Annotated in this window: 15 protein-coding genes; 12 read left to right on the forward strand and 3 right to left on the reverse strand. The window is 62.8% G+C overall.

Annotated features, from left to right (window positions below; genetic code table 11):
- Positions 1-416 precede the first annotated feature (416 nt).
- Positions 417-1,361: a LysR family transcriptional regulator gene (locus IB277_RS30865; protein ID WP_060521343.1), complete on the reverse strand. Its 945-nt coding sequence runs from the start codon at positions 1,359-1,361 to the stop codon at positions 417-419.
- A gap of 331 nt (positions 1,362-1,692) precedes the next feature.
- On the opposite strand from IB277_RS30865, the gene IB277_RS30870 reads away from it, so the two are divergent.
- Positions 1,693-3,288 (forward strand): GMC family oxidoreductase, encoded by a 1,596-nt coding sequence (locus tag IB277_RS30870; protein ID WP_060582918.1) that lies wholly within the window; start codon positions 1,693-1,695, stop codon positions 3,286-3,288.
- 241 nt (positions 3,289-3,529) lie between these two features.
- Positions 3,530-4,534, forward strand: a complete 1,005-nt coding sequence (locus tag IB277_RS30875; protein ID WP_371813730.1) for a Tim44 domain-containing protein — start codon at positions 3,530-3,532, stop codon at positions 4,532-4,534.
- A 75-nt stretch (positions 4,535-4,609) separates the two neighbouring features.
- Here the strand turns inward: IB277_RS30875 and IB277_RS30880 are convergent, their stop codons facing one another.
- Positions 4,610-5,539, reverse strand: coding sequence for a LysR substrate-binding domain-containing protein (locus IB277_RS30880; protein WP_246812860.1), 930 nt, complete (start codon positions 5,537-5,539; stop codon positions 4,610-4,612).
- Positions 5,540-5,619: 80 nt separating this feature from the next.
- Between IB277_RS30880 and IB277_RS30885 the strand changes: the two genes are divergently transcribed.
- From IB277_RS30885 to IB277_RS30925, 9 genes are all read left to right on the forward strand, one after another.
- Positions 5,620-6,108 (forward strand): DMT family transporter, encoded by a 489-nt coding sequence (locus IB277_RS30885; RefSeq protein ID WP_060521346.1) that lies wholly within the window; start codon positions 5,620-5,622, stop codon positions 6,106-6,108.
- A gap of 257 nt (positions 6,109-6,365) precedes the next feature.
- Positions 6,366-7,610 (forward strand): MFS transporter, encoded by a 1,245-nt coding sequence (locus IB277_RS30890; RefSeq protein ID WP_110818916.1) that lies wholly within the window; start codon positions 6,366-6,368, stop codon positions 7,608-7,610.
- A gap of 63 nt (positions 7,611-7,673) precedes the next feature.
- A complete protein-coding gene (locus IB277_RS30895) occupies positions 7,674-9,152 on the forward strand; it encodes an aldehyde dehydrogenase family protein (protein WP_110818915.1) in 1,479 nt (492 codons plus the stop codon).
- A 116-nt stretch (positions 9,153-9,268) separates the two neighbouring features.
- Positions 9,269-10,189 (forward strand): polyphosphate kinase 2, encoded by a 921-nt coding sequence (ppk2, locus tag IB277_RS30900; RefSeq protein WP_060530005.1) that lies wholly within the window; start codon positions 9,269-9,271, stop codon positions 10,187-10,189.
- A gap of 122 nt (positions 10,190-10,311) precedes the next feature.
- A complete protein-coding gene (locus tag IB277_RS30905) occupies positions 10,312-11,154 on the forward strand; it encodes a MurR/RpiR family transcriptional regulator (protein WP_034802348.1) in 843 nt (280 codons plus the stop codon).
- Between the two features lie 292 nt (positions 11,155-11,446).
- Entirely contained in the window at positions 11,447-12,910 is a 1,464-nt protein-coding gene (locus IB277_RS30910) for an MFS transporter (RefSeq protein WP_192372496.1), read from the forward strand.
- Positions 12,907-13,566: an aspartate/glutamate racemase family protein gene (locus tag IB277_RS30915; protein WP_060521350.1), complete on the forward strand. Its 660-nt coding sequence runs from the start codon at positions 12,907-12,909 to the stop codon at positions 13,564-13,566. The genes IB277_RS30910 and IB277_RS30915 overlap by 4 nt, the downstream gene beginning before the upstream one ends.
- A gap of 132 nt (positions 13,567-13,698) precedes the next feature.
- Positions 13,699-14,289: an ankyrin repeat domain-containing protein gene (locus tag IB277_RS30920; protein ID WP_060611016.1), complete on the forward strand. Its 591-nt coding sequence runs from the start codon at positions 13,699-13,701 to the stop codon at positions 14,287-14,289.
- Positions 14,290-14,311: 22 nt separating this feature from the next.
- Complete coding sequence (locus IB277_RS30925) at positions 14,312-14,815, forward strand: YHS domain-containing (seleno)protein (RefSeq protein ID WP_051659626.1); 504 nt, start codon at positions 14,312-14,314, stop codon at positions 14,813-14,815.
- Between the two features lie 27 nt (positions 14,816-14,842).
- On the opposite strand, the gene IB277_RS30930 is transcribed toward IB277_RS30925, so the two are convergent.
- On the reverse strand, positions 14,843-17,062 hold the full coding sequence (locus tag IB277_RS30930) for an adenylate/guanylate cyclase domain-containing protein (RefSeq protein ID WP_090295418.1): 2,220 nt from the start codon (positions 17,060-17,062) through the stop codon (positions 14,843-14,845).
- Positions 17,063-17,232: 170 nt separating this feature from the next.
- Between IB277_RS30930 and IB277_RS30935 the strand changes: the two genes are divergently transcribed.
- Positions 17,233-18,651 carry a DUF1254 domain-containing protein gene (locus IB277_RS30935; protein WP_110818914.1) on the forward strand — a complete coding sequence of 473 codons (1,419 nt, stop codon included), beginning with the start codon at positions 17,233-17,235 and terminating at the stop codon, positions 18,649-18,651.

Genomic DNA, 18,651 nt, shown 5'->3' on the forward strand with positions numbered 1-18,651 from the left:
TTCATAAGGAACTTAAAGTTCCCCACGAGCTCCGCCGCCCACGTTTCTCTTTCTCTATATTCAATTGTCAAAAAACCGACGAACGCACCGTCCGTCAAACCGTTCCCACAAAGCCCAGAACTCTCGTTCCGAACCCCTCAATCAGCACCAAGCCAATCAGGAAACTCTAGAGCGAAGGTCGTCGTCGCCAGCAGCGCCGCCGCCCTCGTCAGTGATCGGGCTTATAGACCCCCATCCTCACAGACGTCAACAGCCACGTTCAAAAAAACTTCAAAAATCGACAAATCTCTGAATTTAAACAATAATTCCAGCTGTTGATAAACTAGGTCGATTTTGATCCGCGAGACCCCGGTCTTTCGGTCCGTAAATCACTGCCCTTGGTTGCAAGATCATATATCGCCACAATCAGGCAGGATTTAGGAGCGCGATAGGTGCCTAACGTCTGTGGTCGGCAGTGCCATTTCACGGGTGAAATGGCCGCGGTTTTCCCTGACGCTCTGCATCAGGAATTCGCGCACCGCCCTTACCCGCGGGACGGCAACCAGGTCTCTATGGCAAACCAGCCAGTAGGTGCGCTTGAGCTCGATCTCTTCCGGCAGAACGATCTCCAGGTCGTCTTCCTGCTGCGCGATGAAGTGCGGCAAGACGCAAAGACCCAGCCCCTGCCGCACGGCCTTCAACTGCGTCAGGATGCTCGAACTCTGGAAATGGGCATGCAGGCCCGGCTGCAGCTCCCCCAGGTAATCAAGACCCGGCGCGAAGATCATGTCGTCGATATATCCGACGAAGCGGTGTGCGGCGAGATCGTTGCGCCCGGTGATCGGCGGGTGCTTCGAGAGATAGCTGCGCGCGCCATAGACATGCAGCGTGTAGGGCGTCAGCACCTCGGATTGGTAAGGCCCGGCCTTCGGCGCCGTCAGCGCCACCTGGATATCCGCCTCCTTGCGCGACAGAGACATGATCTGCTGGATCGCCAGCATCTCCAGGGAGACGTTCGGATAGCGCGCCGCAAAGTCCGCCAGCCGGTCGGCCAGAAAGAAGTTGCCGAAGCCTTCGAGTGTGCTGAGACGGACGACGCCGCGCTGCGCCGTCAGACCGTCATTGATGTCGAGCTGCAATTGTTCGGTCTCGCGCTCGATCCGCTCGGCGGTTTCGACGAAGCGCTGGCCCATGCCGGTCAAGATGTAGCCGCGCGGATTGCGCTCGAACAGCTTGACCTTGAGCGCGAATTCCAGCCTGTCGATGCGACGAGACACCGTGGCATGGCTGGTCCTCAAGCGCCGCGCCGCCGTCGACAGTTGCCCGGTGCGGGCCACCGCCAGAAAGAACTGCAGATCGTCCCAGGTGAAATTCGGATTCATGCTTACTCCCCGTCTGTCCGAAAATGAACAGATCCTGTTTTGCAATTTACGGTTCCGGACGCTTGCATCCAAGCGGTTTTTTCCCGATTGTACGCGTCAGAGCGGACATCTGAGGAGCATGTCTGGCCAAATATGAACAGACCGAAACGAACGCCCCCGGCGGCCACCATCCGGCGCCGGAGTATTCCTGCGTTCGTTCGCGGCGGCTGGCGGTTCAGGAAGAAGACAAGATGACGAAGCTCAAGAATGCGGCGCCGGGGCGCGGCTGAAGGAGCGATGTCGCCCGAACCCGGGATCTGAAGGGTCGCGCCGTACATATCGAGGGAGAACCATGGACATATACGACTTCATCGTCGTTGGGGCAGGTAGCGCCGGCTGCGTGCTTGCCAACCGCCTTTCGGAAAACCCGGGGCATCGCGTGCTGCTGCTCGAAGCCGGCGGCCGCGACAACTACCATTGGATCCATATTCCGGTCGGCTATCTCTATTGCATCAACAATCCGCGCACGGACTGGTGTTTCACGACCGCAGCGGAAGAGGGCCTGAACGGCCGTTCACTCGGCTATCCCCGCGGCAAGGTGCTCGGCGGCTGCTCGTCGATCAACGGCATGATCTATATGCGCGGCCAGGCTGAGGACTACGACCACTGGCGCCAGCTCGGCTGTACCGGCTGGGGCTGGGACGACGTGCTGCCGCTCTTCAGGAAATCCGAGGACCACTATCGCGGTGCCAACGAGATGCACGGCGCCGGCGGCGAATGGCGGGTGGAAAAGGCGCGCGTGCGCTGGGACGTGCTCGACGCTTTTCAGAAGGCGGCAAGCGAAGCCGGCATTCCCGAGACGCCGGATTTCAACCGCGGCAGCAACGAAGGCTCCGGTTATTTCGATGTCAACCAGCGTTCCGGCATCCGCTGGAACACCGCAAAGGCATTCCTGCGCCCGGCCCAGAAGCGCGGCAACCTCACAGTTCTGACCAAGGCGCATGTGCGCAAGCTGATCATCGAGGGCGATCGCATCGCCGGCGTTGAATTCCAGCATGACGGCACAGTCAAGCGCGCCGGCGCAACCCGCGAAACTGTGCTCTCCGCCGGCGCGATCGGCTCACCCCATATCCTCGAACTCTCCGGCATCGGCCGTGGTGACGTGCTGCAGGCAAACGGCATCGAGCTTCGCCACGAACGCGCCGGCGTCGGCGAAAACCTGCAGGATCATCTGCAGCTCCGCATGGCCTACAAGGTCACCGGCGTACCGACGCTCAACGAAAAGGCAAACTCGCTGTTCGGCAAGGCGTCGATCGGACTCGAATATCTACTGAAGCGTTCCGGGCCGATGGCAATGGCGCCGAGCCAGCTCGGCATCTTCACCCGCTCCGGGCCGGAAAAGGAAACGCCGGATCTGCAGTATCATGTGCAGCCGGTGTCGCTCGACAAGTTCGGCGAGCCGGTTCATTCCTTCCCGGCAATCACCGCCAGCGTCTGCAATCTGCGCCCGGAAAGCCGCGGATCGGTACATCTGAAGGGTCCGGATTTTGCCGCCGCGCCGGACATCAGGCCGCGCTACCTGACGGCGGAGGCCGACCGCGATGTCGCGGTCAGCGCCATCCGGTTGACGCGGCAAATCGTCAAGCAACCCTCGTTCGCCCGCTTCAACCCGGTCGAGTTCAAGCCGGGCCCGTCCTACGAGACCGAGGAGGACCTGAAGCGCGCGGCCGGCGATATCGGCACGACGATCTTCCATCCGGTTGGGACCTGCCGCATGGGCGCCGATCCGGAGAGCGTCGTCGATCCGGAACTGCGCCTGCGCGGTCTGAAGGGATTGCGCATCGCCGACGCCTCGGTCATGCCGACGATCACCTCGGGCAACACCAATTCGCCGACGATCATGATCGCCGAAAAGGCGGCAACGATGATCCTGGCAGTCAATCGTTAGGCGTCAGCGGCAAGGGCGGGCGGCACTCGGGCGTCCGCCGAAGATGCTGATTCCATGCCGGATTCGGCCAGCTAGCGGTGTCGGATAACGGTAAACTGGCCGAAAAGCGACGCGAAAAGCTTAAATCTCAGGCGTTGAGCCCCTATATCAGGTCCTGATGGCTCGGTTTGAGCCCAAGCAAGATTTAGGGGTTGTGATGGCAATGCAGCGATTTGGGCGTTTTGGACGAACTCTGGCAATGATGGCGATCGGCATGGTCGTTGCGCTGACCGTTGTGGACGTCGCCGAAGCGCGGCGTTCGGGCGGCGGCTTCGGTAGCCGCGGCACCCGCACCTTCTCGCAACCGCCGGTCACCCGTACCGCGCCGACCAACGCGGCACCGATCGACCGTTCGATGACGCCGCGCCAGGACGCAGGCCCGGCCGCGACCAATCCGGCAGCCGGCCAGACGCGCCCGAACGCCACCCAGCCGAACGCCCGTCCGGGCTTCTTCAGCGGCTTCGGCGGTTCGCTGCTCGGTGGCCTGATGGTCGGCGGCCTCATCGGCATGCTGATGGGCGGCGGTTTCGGCGGTGCTGCCGGCTTCCTCGGCCTGATCGTGCAGATGCTCCTGATCGGTGGCCTGATCATGCTCGCCATGCGCTTCTTTAACCGCAACCGCCAGCAGACAGCCTATGCCGGCCCGTCCGAGCGCTCGTCGGGCCAGCAGCCATCGAACGGCATGCCGTCGTTCAAGATCCCGAGCATCGGCGGCGGCCAGGCAAGCGGTCAGGCGCAGGCTCGACCCCAGGCAGCCCCTCAGGCGGCGCCCGTCACCGACGGCCCGGCCGATGAAATCGGCGTCCAGGGGTCTGACCTCGAGCAGTTCGAAAAGATGCTGAAGGACGTGCAGGCGGCTTACGCCGCGGAAGACTACGGCACGCTGCGTCGCCTGACGACGCCGGAAGCCATGTCGTACCTAGCAGAAGAGCTCAGCGACAACGCCACGAGCGGCGTCAAGAACGATGTGCGCGACGTGCACCTCGTTCAGGGCGACGTCGCCGAAGCCTGGTCGGAGAACGGTACCGAATTTGCGACCGTCGCCATGCGTTACGAGAGCATCGACGTCATGCGCGACCGCACCACCGGCAAGGTGATCAGCGGCGATCCGGACAATCTGACGGAAGCCGTCGAGCTCTGGACTTTCGTGCGCAAGCCGGGTGCCGAATGGCAGGTTTCGGCGATCCAGGGCGTCAGCCACGACTGAAGCGCAGCAAAGCCTATAGAAAAAAGGCCCGGTCGGCATCGCCGCACCGGGCCTTTTCGTTTTCAGGCCGTCCAATCACACGGCCGCGGGGGCCCCAGTCGGCGGCGCGAGGATGCCGGTGATCAGATCCCGCAGCCAGCGATGGGCGGGGTCGCCGTCGCGCCGCCGGTGCCAGATCTGCCGGAAGGCGAAGGGCGGGATCGCGAAGGGTGGCGCGAAGATGGCGAGCGGCCCGATCTCCCCGTCGCGGGGCAGGATCCGGCGCGCAACCGTTAGCACGAGGTCGGTTCCCGGAACGAGACCCGGCGCCGCACTCCAATGAGGCAGGGCCAGCGCAATGCGGCGCTTGTGTCCAATAGCCGAAAGCGCAAGGTCGATCTCGTTGCCGGTATCGCCACGCAGGGAGACGAGAATATGCGGCCGCTGCAGATAGGCCGAAAGATCCATCGTCGTTTCGCCGCCGAGGCTCGCGCGATCGGCCAGGCAGGCGAAGTGCTCCTCGAACAGCAATGATGTCCTCAGATCCTCGGCAAGCGTCGGGAAAACCCCGAGCGCCAGATCGATTTCGCCGTCGACGGCCTGCGCCATCATCACTTCGCGGCTTGCCTGGCTGACGAGGAGATCGACGTTCGGCGCCTGCCGGCGCAGCACGGTCATCAGTTGCGGCAGCAGCACAAGCGCAGCGTAATCGGACATCGCCAGCCGGAAGACGTGGGGCTCGCGCGCCGGATCGAATGGCTGAGAACCCATGAGCAGACGCATATGCGCGAGCGCTTCGGCAAGCTGCGGCGCGATCTCCAGCGCCCGCACCGTCGGCTCGAGATGGCCGCCATGGCGAACCAGCAAGGGATCGTCGAACAGAGCGCGCAACCGCGCCAGCGCATGGCTGACGGCAGGCTGGCTCTTGTTCAACCGCAGAGCCGCGCGCGAGACGTGGCGCTCCGCCAGGAGCGCGTCGAGCACCACGAGCAGGTTCAGGTCGATTGCGCCAAGATTATTCATCATACGAATATAGCACGTGAAAAATTGGAATTTCCATTCCCAAGATAGATGATGGAGGGTCGCCGCAACAAAAAGGAAAAACAATGCCCAATCTCTCCTCCCTCCTGTTGCTTGCCGTGGCGATCTTCGCCGGCGCCGTCGTCCCCCTCCAGGCCGGCGCCAATGCCAACCTTGGCCGCCTCCTCGGCCATCCGCTCTGGGCGACGGTCGTCTCGCTCGGCGTCAGTCTCGCGCTCATCCTGCCGATGCTGATTGCCTTCCGGGCGCCGTTGCCCAGCCTGGCTGTGGCATTCAAGGGTCCGTGGTGGATCTGGGTCGGCGGCCTCGCCGGCGTGATCTACATCACTGCGGCTCTTCTCCTTGCGCCGAAGCTCGGCGCGGCAAGCTTCATTGTCGCCGTCATCGCCGGCCAGATGGTCATTTCCATGTTGATCGATCACTACGGCCTGATGGGTTTCCCGCAAAAGCCGGTCAATGCGGCGCGGCTGACCGGCCTGTTCTTCATCGTCGGCGGCATGGTGATCACCCAGATCGCCAATGTCACGCCGGCCTTGGCCAACGCGCCGCGATAGCACAGAGCCGCATCTCGGCAGCGGCAGCCATGACGATCAAGGCTGCCGCTTGTCACCTGAGAAGCACCCATGGTAAATGGCTGACCATGTCGAGCGAACCCCATTTGATGGCCTGATTTGCCCCGCAAGGCGGGGCTTGCATCTGTGAGCCCAGAACCGTCCGCCTCTTGCGCGGGCTTATCCTGTTCGCATTCGATCTCATCAAACCTGCCCAATACAGCAGACCCGAGATCGATTGCGTCTCATCGGGCTCTCCTATGGACAAATCCAATCTTTGGGGCGATGCCGCCTTCCGGCGCATCAGCCTCGTCCTCACCGTCGATTCCTTCTGCTCCTGGATGCTCGTCGCCGCGCTGCCGCTCGTCGTTGCAAGCCGCTTCGGCGCCGGTGCGGAACTGGTCGGCAGTCTTGCCTTGCGTCTGCTGCCGAGCCTCCTGCTTGCGCCGATCGTCGCCTCGCTCCTACGGCGCAGCGGCCCGCAGCTTCCGGTGCTGTGCTGCCTGTCGGTGACCGCCATCGCCATTCCCGGCCTTGCGTTCGCGCCGGACGCAATGACATTGCACATGATCGTCCTGGTCATCGGCGCTGCGGACGCGGTGGTCACGCCGGGTCTGTTGATGCTGCGCGCCGCCGTCGTTCCAGCCGGCCGCAACATGGAGGCCAACACCGCCTTCCAGGCGATCGACCGCTTCGCCAAGATTTTCGGTCCGCCGGCGGCGGGTCTGGCAGCTGCCTCCACCTCGATCGTGACAACCCTTCTTGCGCTGTCCCTTGCCCAGATCGGGGCAGCCCTTCTGCTGGTGCTTCAACCACGCGACAAGCCGGTGCAGGAGAACGCGGCACCCTCGCACGCATCGGGCTTCGGACGGGAAACCCTTGCGATGTTTCGCGAGAACCCCTTGCTCTGGGCTTTGCTGCTCCCGGCCTTCGGCTACATGGTCTCGCTCGGGACACTGCAGCCGTTCCTGTTCTGGCTCAGTCGTGACCAGTTTCATCTCGGCCCGGAGATGTGGACCTTGCTTCTGGCGGCACAGGGCGCCGGCGCCCTGATTGGTGCCGTCGTCTCGCACCGATTGGCGGGAGCTTTGACCAGTACGCAGGCGCTGCTTCGCGCCTATCTTCTCTCCAGCCTGCTCGAAGGCCTTTCGACCTTCGCGCTGATTTTTGCCCCCAACTCCCTGGTGGCCAGCGGACTGCTGATCGTCGGCGGCATACCGGAGATGATCGCTTTCGCTACCTACTTTACCCTCCTGCAACGCTGCCTGTCCCTGGAGCGCCAGGCAGTGTTTTACGCCGTGAGCTTGCCACTCATGGATGCCTGCTTGATCGCCGGCATCGTCTCGGGAGCCTTCTATACCAGCGATCTCGTGACCCTCGGGCAGTTCTGGCTCTTTGCCAGCGCCTGCGCCGTGCTTCCGGTTCTGCCGTTCCTCGCGTGGCGCGGGTCGGCGACCGACCGTCAGAGCAGTGTCTCGCGGCAAAAAGATCAACGCCAGCCGTAACTTACGGCTGGCGTGTTTCACTTTGACTGGCCATACTCGCACCGGGCTATAAAGGGGTATTGCATGCAGGACCGGTTGTTCATCGATGGCAAATGGGAAAAACCGCGGCGCGGCGGCACGCTCGACGTGATCGATCCGGCGACGGAGGAGATCATCCATCGTGCACCTGCGGCAACCTACGAGGACGTGGACCGGGCCGCAAAGGCGGCCCGCATCGCCTTCGATAGCGGCCCCTGGCCAAAACTTTCGGGCAGCGAGCGCGCCGCCTATCTGCGTGCAATCGCCGCCAAGATCGAGGAAAAGCGCCACTCGCTGGCCCGGCTCGAAGTCGCCGACAACGGCAAACCGCTGCCGGAAGCATTGTGGGACATCGACGATGCTGCAGGCTGCTTCCGCTATTATGCCGGCCTCGCCGAGGAACTGGACACCAGCCCTGAGGAGGCGATCGCCGTCGGCGACAGCCGCTTCACGTCACGCGCCGTGCGCGAACCGCTGGGCGTCGTCGGCGCGATCACCCCGTGGAACTATCCGTTGCTGATGGTGTCGTGGAAGGTGGCGCCGGCGCTGGCCGCCGGCTGCACCATCGTGCTCAAACCGTCGGAGCTGACACCGCTGACAGCACTTGAGCTCGGCGTCATCGCCGAGGAAGTCGGGCTGCCGGCCGGCGTGCTCAACATCCTCACCGGCACCGGCCAGGACGCCGGCCAGCCGCTGACCGAGCATCCACTGGTCGACAAGCTTGCCTTCACCGGCTCCGTCGTCACCGGCCGCAAGGTGATGATGGCCGGTGCCCAGGACATCAAGAATGTCAGCCTCGAACTCGGCGGCAAGTCGCCCTTCGTCGTCTTTGCCGACAGCGACATCGACAAGGCCGTCGAATGGATCATGTTCGGCATCTTCTGGAACCAGGGCCAGGTCTGCTCGGCGACCTCGCGCGTGCTCGTCGAGGAGACGATCTACGAGACCGTCGTCAAGCGCCTCTGCGAAGAAGCGGCGAAGATCACCATCGGCAATGGTCTGGAAGACGGAACCCTGCTCGGGCCGATCGTCTCGAAGGGGCAGTACGACAAGATCATGGGCGCGATCGACCGCGCCCGCCAGGACGGCGCCACGGTGGCTGCCGGCGGCGGCCGCCCGGCCGGCCTCAACAGCGGCTACTTCATCGAACCGACGGTGCTGACCGATATGCGCGAAGACAGTTACGTCTGGCGCGAGGAGATCTTTGGTCCGGTCGTCTGCGTCAAGCCGTTTGGCGAAGAGGCCGACGCGATCCGCATGGCCAACAACAGCCGCTTCGGTCTTGCAGCCGCCGTCATGTCGGCCGACAGGGACCGCTGCGAGCGCGTCGCCCGCGCTTTTCGCGCTGGCATCGTCTGGATCAACTGCTCGCAGCCGACCTTCACCGAAGCACCCTGGGGTGGCTACAAGCAATCGGGCATCGGCCGTGAGCTCGGCCGCTGGGGCCTTTCCAATTATCTGGAGACCAAGCAGATCACCAGTTTCGACGCCGACGAGCCCTGGGGCTGGTACATCAAGGGATAGCGCCGATCGGGGCGTGGAGGTCAGCGTCAAATTCCCTTCATGCGGCTGTGAAATAAGCCGACTAACGATGGCATCACGCAAAGTTGTCGTCGAACACACGCAATCCGGAGGGTCAGATGAACAGGTCGAACGACGAGATCGAAACGCAGGACTGGCTGGAAGCGGAACTGGCCGACACGCTCGACGAGGACTACGAACTCGAGCTTTCCGAACCGGCGCTGTCGGAAGAGATCCGCAAGATCTACCGCAAGAACCACCCGCCATCGATCCCGCGCATCGATTACTTCCGCTCGCTGCTGAAGTTGCAGTCGGAACTGATCAAGCTGCAGGACTGGGTGGTCCATCACAAGGAAAAGGTGGTGGTGATCTTCGAGGGCCGCGATTCCGCTGGCAAGGGCGGCGTCATCAAGCGCATCACCCAGAGGCTCAATCCCCGCGTCGTGCGTGTCGTCGCGCTGCCGGCACCGTCCGACCGCGAAAAGACGCAATGGTATTTCCAGCGCTACGTGCCGCACCTGCCGGCCGGCGGCGAGATCGTGCTCTTCGACCGCTCCTGGTACAACCGCTCCGGCGTTGAGCGCGTCATGGGCTTCGCCACCGAGGACCAGGTCGAGCAGTTCTTCGACGACGTGCCGGAATTCGAGCGCATGCTGGTTCGCTCCGGCATCCGGCTGGTGAAGTACTGGTTCTCGATCACCGACGAGGAGCAGCAGATGCGCTTCCTGGTGCGCATTCACGACCCGTTGAAGCAGTGGAAGCTGTCGCCGATGGATCTGCAGTCGCGGGTGCGCTGGGAAGGTTACACCAAGGCCAAGGAGGAGACCTTCGCCCGAACCAACATCCCGGAAGCACCCTGGCATATCGTCGAAGGCAACGACAAGAAGCGCGCCCGTCTGAACTGTATCGACCACCTGTTGAGGCAGATCCCCTACGAGGACGTGCCGCACGAGGAAATCTCCCTGCCGGAACGCGTCTTCAACCCGGACTACGAGCGCAAGGTTCTGCCGCCGGAACTCTACGTGCCGTCGAAATACTGACGCACGCGGGCAACCGCCCGCGTCTGCAGCCGTTGAAAGCGAGGCGGCATCCGCCCGCCTCGCTTGCAATATCCCCGCGAAAATCAGAGATTGCCGTGAAACGCCAGTTTCATGGACATCGCATGAGCCCGAAAGAACGTTCCTTCCTCACCCGTGTTCGCCAAGTGCTGCCGGAACTGCATCCGGCCGAGCGGCGGCTGGGCGACTTCCTCTGCGATTTTCCAGGCGAGGTCGCCAGCTACTCAGCCCAGGAACTGGCGGCGCTCGCACATGTGTCGAAGGCGACGGTCTCTCGCTTCATCCAGCGGCTCGGCTACGACAATTACGAAGAAGCGCGTCGGCATGCCCGCGCCGACAAGCAGACCGGTTCGCGCCTGTTCCTTGCAACCGCCACCGACAGCGGCGGCGAGCAGTCGCTCACGTCCCATGTGGCGCAGGGCGTGGCCAATATCGAAGCGACCTTTCTCGCCATTTCCGAAACCCAGGTGACGGCGGCGGCAACCGCCATCCTTGGCGCCCGCAAAGTCTGGGTCATCGGCTTTCGCGCCAGCCATTCCTTCGCCACCTATCTGCAATGGCAGATGACACAGGTGGTCGAGCACATCTCGGCCATTCCCGGCGGCGGCCAGACGCTCGGCGAACATCTGGTCAGCATCAACAACGACGACGTCGTCATCCTTTTCGGCCTGCGCCGGCGCGTCACGTTGATGGAACCGATCCTCGCGCAGCTCGAAAAATCGGGCGCAAGGCTGCTCTATATCACCGACGAAGGCGTTCCCTTCCTCAACCAGGCAGAATGGCATTTCCGCTGCCAGACGCTGGCGCCGGGGCCCCTGTTCAACCACGTCTCGGTGATGGCGCTCTGCCATCTGCTCACCACGCGTTGCATCGAAATCGCCGGTCCCGCCGGCCGAAACCGCCTGCGCGGCATCGAGGCGATCAACGACGCTCTCGACGAATTGTGAGCGCCGATTGGGCATTTGCCTGAAACGGCAGAACATTTTTCGAGCACAAGAAATCTGGGTTTCAACCGCCCGTTAGAGTGCAATCTGTCGCCAAGCTTTTGACGGCAAACGAGAAACTGTCGTTTCCCGTCGAGTGGCACGAAATCTGCATTCCATAACCTGGGTTGCGAGCGGCCATTTCCTTTCGCAGCGCGTCATAGAATCTCCTATGAAACTCAGATTTCATGATGTAGATTTCATGAAACTGAGTTTTCACATTTTCACGTTGTTAAGCCATAAAGGGGAACGAACCATGGCAGCGGAAAATATGGTACCGTCCGGCAGGTCATCGCCGGTCATCAGACAGTTGGAATCAGCCTTCACCAAGATCGGCGTCACCGGCGCCCACAAGCAAATTCTCGCCCTCGTGCTCATCGGCTGCCTGTTCGACAGCTTCGAACAGAACACCATCGGCGTTGCCGGCCCGATCCTGAAAGAACATTGGGGCCTTACCGGCACCGACATCGGTTTCCTCAACACCATCACCTTTGGCAGCGCGGCGATCGGCCGCCTGCTTTCAGGCATCCTCGGCGACCGCTACGGCCGACGCGTGATGCTGACCATCAACCTCCTGCTCTTCACCATTGGCTCGGCCGCCTGCGCCATGGCGCCGAACTTCGCCACGCTCTGCTTTGCCCGTGCCATCGTCGGCTTCGGCGTCGGCGGCGAAATCTCGACGGCCGTTACCATGCTGTCGGAATTCTGCTCGCCGAAATTCCGCGGCACGGCGGCCGGCCTCGTCAATGTCGGCGCCGGCGGCTTCGGCAACTTCCTGGCGCCCGCCTTCGGCCTGATGATCTTCACCCTCTTCCCGGGTGAAAACAGCTGGCGCTGGCTCTTCGCCGCCCTCGCGCTCCCGGCTCTGCTCGTCGTCTTCTACCGCCGCTTCGTGCCGGAGACCCCGCGCTTCCTGGCTTCGCAGGGCAAGATCGACGAAGCCAACAAGGTGCTCTCCATCCTTGCCTCCGGCTCGTTGCGCCCGCGCAATCTCAAGGTCCAGGAGTATCTGACCAAGGATCACCTGAAGGACGAAGAGCCGGCCAAGAGCGACTGGAAGGAACTCTTCCGCGCGCCCTTCATCGGCCGCACGATCCCCGTCGCCATCGCCATCCTGATGAGCTACGGCGCCCAGCTTTCCGTGCTGACGCTGATGCCGATCATCTTCGTCTCCATGGGCTACACGCTGCAGGGCAACCTGCTCTACAGCATGATCATCCAGAGCGGCAGCGTGCTTGGTGCCATCGCCGCCTCGATGTTCGGCTACTACTTTCCGCGCAAGAAGGTGCTGACGCTCGGCGCCGTGTTCGCCTGCCTCGCGGCGGTCTCGATCGCCTATCTCGGCACCAACATCTATCTGGTGCTGATGTTCGGCGCGATCTTCCAGTTCTTCGTGCTGCTGCTCAACACCTCGATCTGGATCTATGCGCCCGAACTCTTTCCGACCCGCATCCGCGCCTTCGGCGTGGCGCTGATCCTGGCAACCGGTTCGGCCGCGGGTTCCTTCGTCCCCACCATCGCCGGCGCCCTCTTCGACGTCTACGGCATGGTCGGTGTCTTCGGGCTTGCCGCCGGCATGTATGCGGTCTTTGCCTTCTGCATCCAGCTCGGCCCCGAAACCTACGGCATGTCGATGGAAGACCTCACCCAGCCTGCCGATGCCGACCTGGCAAAGGCTGACACTTCTGAAATCAAAGTCGGCGTGGAACTGAGAACGTGAGCGCACATATCCTTCTGATCAACCCGAACAGTTCGCGTGCCACGAGCGACATGATGGTCGCCATCGCACGCCGGGCGGCATCAGGACGCATGGCCGTGGCAGTCGCCACGGCCATGCGGAACCCGCCGATGATCGTCACGCCGGAGCAGCTGGACGCATCCGCTGCCGAGGTCGTCGAGATCGGCGAAAAGCATGAGGCCGGATGCCTCGGCATCGTCGTCAGCGCCTTCGGCGATCCCGGCCTTGCCGCGCTCAAGCACCGGCTCGATATCCCCGTCATCGGAATCTGTGAGGCCTCGATGATCGAGGCCTCACAGGGCGGCCGCAAATTCGGCGTCGCCACCACGACGCCGGAACTGATCCAGGCGATCGACGACCGCGCCCGCGATCTCGGCGTCTGGGAACAATATACCGGCATCCGTTGCACTTCGGGCGATCCGCTGGCGCTTTCCGCCCACCCGGATCGGCTGCTTTCGGCTCTCGGCGATGCGGTCCGCCAATGCATCGAGCTCGACGGCGCCGAGGCCGTCATCATCGGCGGCGGCCCGCTCGGCCAGGCGGCCGACGAGCTCCAGCCGATGTTTTCGACGCCGATCATCGCCCCCATCCCGAGCGCAATCGGCCGCATGCTCGACCTGATGCAGGTCGCCGCCTGACAGGCATTCCTCATCGCAGACACCCAAAAGGAGTATGGATCGGGCGGCGCTAATGCCTGTTTCCGCCGGCCGCCCTGTGGTATTTTCGCCCTTCCTAATTGGCGAGACCGAAGCTGGGGCGGAGGTTACGCGATGAAATCTCTCTTTGCTTCGCTGGTCGCGGTGGCGTTCTTCGCCGCGGCGGCGAACGCGGGTCCTTTGCATGACGCGGCACGGGACGGCGACACGGAACGCGTCAAACAGTTGCTCGATCAGGGAACCGACATAACCGAGCCGGATGCGGCCGGTGAACCGGCGCTGTTGATTGCCGCTCTCAAGGGTCGCGCCGAGGTCGTCGCCCTTCTCATCGAGCGCGGCAACGACATCGAGATCCGCAATAAGGGTGGTCTCACCGCGCTTCACGCCGCGGCCTATGGCGGCAATCTCGAAACCGTCAAACTACTCGTCGCCAAGGGCGCGGCGGTCAACGACGTCGCCAACTTCTACAAGATGTCGCCTCTGCATGCAGCAGCCGAAGAAGGCCACGCCGAAGTGGTCGCCTTCCTGCTTGCCAACAAGGCAGACATCGAAGCCAAGGAGCGCAACGGCTATACGCCGCTCACCCAGGCCGGCTGGCGGTCCTATTGGCCGGCCGCCGAACTTCTGTTGAAGGCCGGCGCCACCTGCCAGAAGGCCGAGCTTGTCGGCGAATGGCTCTACGGCGAATGCACGAAACGTCAATAGATCCGGAAACGGAGGAAACGGCATGTCTCGACACTCCATACGATTTATAATCGCGGCGACAGCGGCGTTCCTTGCGCCGGCCGTCCCGTCACTGGCAGAAGAGCCCGTGAACACCGGCTACTTCGGTGACGTGGCGATCAAGGGTTACGATCCCGTCGCCTATTTCACCGAGAACAAGGCTGTCGAAGGATCACCCGAATTCAGCTATCGCTGGCTTGGCGCCACCTGGCAGTTTGCCAGCGCCGAGCATCGCGACCAGTTCATCAAGGAGCCGACCCGCTATGCGCCGCAATATGGCGGCTACTGCGCCGATGGCGTCTCCTTCGGCACGGTCACGACCAACATCGATCCCAAAGCCTGGCGCATCATCAAGGACAAGCTCTATCTCAGCTACGATCCGGGCGCAGCCGACGGACTGGTGAAGAACCCGAACAAGGTGGTCGATTCGCGCAAGCACTGGTCCGAGGTCGAGCAGACGCTGCTCACCGAGAAGGCGAACATCAACTGGACGCAGCCCCGGCCCTGAAGGCCGGCGGCTCGGCGATGACAACCGTCACTTCTCGATCGAGAAGAACTTCAGCGACTGCGGCGTGACATTGATGTAGTCCGCCGTGCGCTCGCCCTTTGCCGTATTGCGGTAGACATAGCCGCAGACCATGCGGTCGAGAAAATAGCCGTCATATTTTTCGCAGAGCTGGTTGCCCTTCACTTCAATCCGACCGGTGATGTTGGTGTTGCTGGTGCGATAGGCGGTGTTGCCGTCCTTGTCGAAAAACTGCGCAAAGCCCGTGCCGTTCTTGTGCACGCCGACCCAGGTCTTGTCGGTGGTCAGTTGTTTCAGCTCGGCCGGGCCGAGCCGGTCGCTGGCGGCGCCGACGAAGCCGAAGGGCCATTCCGGAATACCGGCGACGCGAAGGCCGAAGAGGTGGCGATAGAGATCCTCTTCGCGCCAGTAGTCGTAGAGATAGCCGTAGTAGCTCAGGTTCGTGTCCGGGAAGAGCTTCAACAGCTCGTCCGCTTCGGCGGCCGCACTCTGCTGGTCGCCGCGCTGGGCATAGGCCGACGCCAGATACTCCCGCACCGCCTCCGCCTTTGGCAAGGATGCGCCGGCCGCTTCAATCAGGGGGATCGCCTTCTCAAGGTGACGCGTCGTGTAATAGACGATGCCCGAAAGCAGCTGCAGGCTCGAAGATGGCGACGGATCAAGCCTCAGCGCCCGCTCGATATCGTCGAGCGCCTGCTCGTGTTCACCGGTCTGGGCCAGTATCAGCGCCAGATTGGCGAGCGCCTCGGCATCCCCCGGCTGCGCCGAGACGGCTCGAAGCGCCGATTCCTTTGCCTCAAGGGGACGGCCGTCCACCAGCTGCAGCAGCGCCAGCACGGTATGGGCGCGGGCGTTGTTGGCGTCGAGCTTCAGGGCCTGTCCCGCCGCATCATAGGCGATCTTGCGCGCCACGGCCGCGGACCAGAGATAGTTGTAGTCGTTGCGCCAGACGTCGACGGCGACCCGGGCGATACCGGCATGCGCATCGGCGAACTTCGGATCGAGATCGATCGCCCGCTGATAATAGGAAAGCGTCTGGCGATAGGTGTCGACGTCGCGCCAGATCAAGCCCTGCTGCTCGGCGCGCATGTAGTTGTCGTAGGCCTCGAGATTGTCCGTCGGAATGCGCGCCAGCTGGTCGCGTTCGCCCTCGCTGAGCTTGACCTCGAGCGCTGCGATGATCTTGCCGATCACGTCGTCCTGAACCGCAAAGAGGTCGGCGTATTGCCGATCGTAGCGCTCGGCCCAGAGCGAAAGACCGCTCATCGCATCGATCAGCTTGACGTTGATGCGCAACCGCTGGTCCGCCCGCTGCAGCGTGCCCTCCAGCACATAGTGTACGCCAAGCTCGGCGGCCACGTCCTGGATCTTGTCGGTACTGCCCTTCAGCGCGAACACCGAATGGCGCGCGATGACAAAGAGGCCGGACACTTTCGAGAGTTCTGTGATGAGATCGTCCGTCAGCCCCTCGGCCAAATGGTCGTGATCGCTGTCGCCGCTGACATTGATGAAGGGCAGCACGGCAACCGAAGGCTGGTCCGGCAGCGGATAGGCGAAGCGCTGCGCCATCCCCTCCTGCCCGATCCACGTCCAAGGCTGCCACCAGGCGACCGCAGTCGACAGCGCAATCGCGACGAGACCAACGACCGATCCCTTCACCCAGGCCGCATTGCGTCGAGGCTTCTCGACAACCGTCCTGCCGGCGGCCCCCGGATCGAGGAGGACCCGGTAAACCCGGATCGGCTCGGCAAGCCCCTTGACCGTCTGTTGACCCAGGGACGCAAATCCGACTTTCAGCTTGGAGCTGACCTGGTCGTAAGCCGTGCCGGAGATCGCAATACCACCCGGCTCGGCAAGTCCCTGGACCCGATCGGCGATGTTGACGCCGTCGCCATGGATGTCGTCACCCTCGACGATGATGTCGCCAAGATTGATGCCGATGCGGAAGTCCAGCCTCTCGCCATCTGGCGCCTTGTCGGCTTCCGCCTCCGCCTTGCGCCGCTGGATCTCGACTGCGCATTGGGTCGCGTCGACAACGCTGCGGAATTCGACGAGCAGGCCATCGCCCATCGTCTTCACCAGACGCCCGTGATGCTCGCGGAAAAGCGGCTCGAGAATATCGCCGAGATCCGACTGGAATCGCAAGCGCGTCCCTTCCTCGTCCAGCCGGCTCAAGCGGCTGTAACCGACGACATCCGCGATCAGGACGGCTGCGAGACGGCGCTCCATCGACGGGCTCTCAACGTGCGATGTACTCCAGAGGCAATGGTACCGCAGCTTGGCGGGCGGCGCCATCGGCACGCATGGACGAGACGCGTCGACCAGGCCGTAACCGTTACGTACTTGCAGGACCTCGCTGAAGTGCCACGATTACAGGCGATCATCCGAAGGAAGCTGCCATGCTCAAACGACGGTCTCTGCTGGTGCTCGGCGCTCTTGCCACGGCACTTCCCGCACTCAAGTTGACGAGCGCGAGGGCTGCCGATGCAGGCCTCTCTGCGGACGAGGCGCGCGCCATTGCCAAGGACGCCTATATCTACGGTTTCCCGCTGGTCGACAGCTACAGGGTGCAGCATTCCTATTTCGTCGATCACGGCAATCCCGAGTTCAAGAGCGGCTGGAATACGCTCAACAATACCGCGCGGGTCTATACGCCTGACGACAAGGCGATCCAGACGCCAAATTCCGATACGCCCTACTCCTTCCTGGGCGCGGACCTGCGCGCCGAGCCGCTGGTCCTGACCGTGCCGGCGGTCGAGAAGGAGCGCTACTACTCGCTCCAGTTCGTCGACATGTACACCTTCAATTTCGCCTATGTCGGAAGTCGCGCCACCGGCAGCGAGGCTGGCACCTTCCTGCTGGCGGGACCGGGCTGGAAGGGTGAAACCCCGCCCGGGATCAAGGCGGTGATCCGGTCGGAAACGGAATTCGCTTTCGTGCTTTACCGCACGCAGATGTTTGATCCCGCCGACATCGAGAACGTCAAGAAGATCCAGGCGGGCTACAGGGTCGAGCTGCTGTCGAGCTTCCTTGGTCAGCCGGCTCCGGCACCGGCCGCGGCCGTCGATTTTATCACCCCGTTGAGCGCGGCTGACGAAAAGACCTCGCCTGACTTCTACAGGGTCCTGAATTTTATCCTGCATTACTGCCCGACGCACCCGTCCGAAACGGCGCTGATGCAGCGTTTCGCCGATCTGAACATCGGTGCGGGCAAGACGTTCGACATCACGGCTTTCTCGCCGGAGATCCAGAAGGCGATCACTGACGGCATGGCGGACGCCTGGGCGGCGTTCAAGGAACACAAGGAAACCGAAATCGACACCGGCAAGGCTTCGAGTGCCGACGCGTTCGGCACGCGGGAGTTCCTGAAGAACGACTATATGCAGCGCATGTCCGGCGCGGTTCTCGGTATCTACGGCAACTCGAAGGACGAAGCTCTCTATCCCGCCTATTTCGTCGATGACCAGAAGAAGCCGCTGACCGGGTCGGGCCACTACACCTTGCGCTTCGAACCCGAGCAACTGCCGCCGGTCAACGCCTTCTGGTCGCTGACCCTCTACGAACTGCCGTCGAGCCTGCTCTACGCCAATCCGCTTAACCGCTATCTCATCAACTCGCCGATGCTACCGAACCTGCAAAAGGACGCCGATGGCGGCGTGACGCTCTACGTCCAGCACGAGAGCCCTGGGCCTGACAAGGAAGCAAACTGGCTGCCGGCGCCGAGCGGCCCGTTCTTCACCGCCATGCGGCTCTACTGGCCAAAGCCGGACGCATTGGACGGAAAATGGAAAGCGCCGCCGATGCGGCGCGCCAACTGA

The organism is Ensifer sp. ENS07 (assembly GCF_014852185.1).
Lineage (GTDB): Bacteria > Pseudomonadota > Alphaproteobacteria > Rhizobiales > Rhizobiaceae > Ensifer > Ensifer adhaerens.

Coding starts and splice junctions, on each gene's coding strand:
- IB277_RS30880 (WP_246812860.1), bottom strand. CDS start 5,539: ATGATGAATAATCTTGGCGCAATCGACCTGAACCTGCTCGTGGTGCTC.
- IB277_RS30920 (WP_060611016.1), top strand. CDS start 13,699: ATGAAATCTCTCTTTGCTTCGCTGGTCGCGGTGGCGTTCTTCGCCGCG.
- IB277_RS30885 (WP_060521346.1), top strand. CDS start 5,620: ATGCCCAATCTCTCCTCCCTCCTGTTGCTTGCCGTGGCGATCTTCGCC.
- IB277_RS30925 (WP_051659626.1), top strand. CDS start 14,312: ATGTCTCGACACTCCATACGATTTATAATCGCGGCGACAGCGGCGTTC.
- IB277_RS30910 (WP_192372496.1), top strand. CDS start 11,447: ATGGCAGCGGAAAATATGGTACCGTCCGGCAGGTCATCGCCGGTCATC.
- IB277_RS30930 (WP_090295418.1), bottom strand. CDS start 17,062: ATGGAGCGCCGTCTCGCAGCCGTCCTGATCGCGGATGTCGTCGGTTAC.
- IB277_RS30895 (WP_110818915.1), top strand. CDS start 7,674: ATGCAGGACCGGTTGTTCATCGATGGCAAATGGGAAAAACCGCGGCGC.
- IB277_RS30875 (WP_371813730.1), top strand. CDS start 3,530: ATGGCGATCGGCATGGTCGTTGCGCTGACCGTTGTGGACGTCGCCGAA.
- IB277_RS30865 (WP_060521343.1), bottom strand. CDS start 1,361: ATGAATCCGAATTTCACCTGGGACGATCTGCAGTTCTTTCTGGCGGTG.
- IB277_RS30905 (WP_034802348.1), top strand. CDS start 10,312: ATGAGCCCGAAAGAACGTTCCTTCCTCACCCGTGTTCGCCAAGTGCTG.
- ppk2 (WP_060530005.1), top strand. CDS start 9,269: ATGAACAGGTCGAACGACGAGATCGAAACGCAGGACTGGCTGGAAGCG.
- IB277_RS30870 (WP_060582918.1), top strand. CDS start 1,693: ATGGACATATACGACTTCATCGTCGTTGGGGCAGGTAGCGCCGGCTGC.
- IB277_RS30935 (WP_110818914.1), top strand. CDS start 17,233: ATGCTCAAACGACGGTCTCTGCTGGTGCTCGGCGCTCTTGCCACGGCA.
- IB277_RS30890 (WP_110818916.1), top strand. CDS start 6,366: ATGGACAAATCCAATCTTTGGGGCGATGCCGCCTTCCGGCGCATCAGC.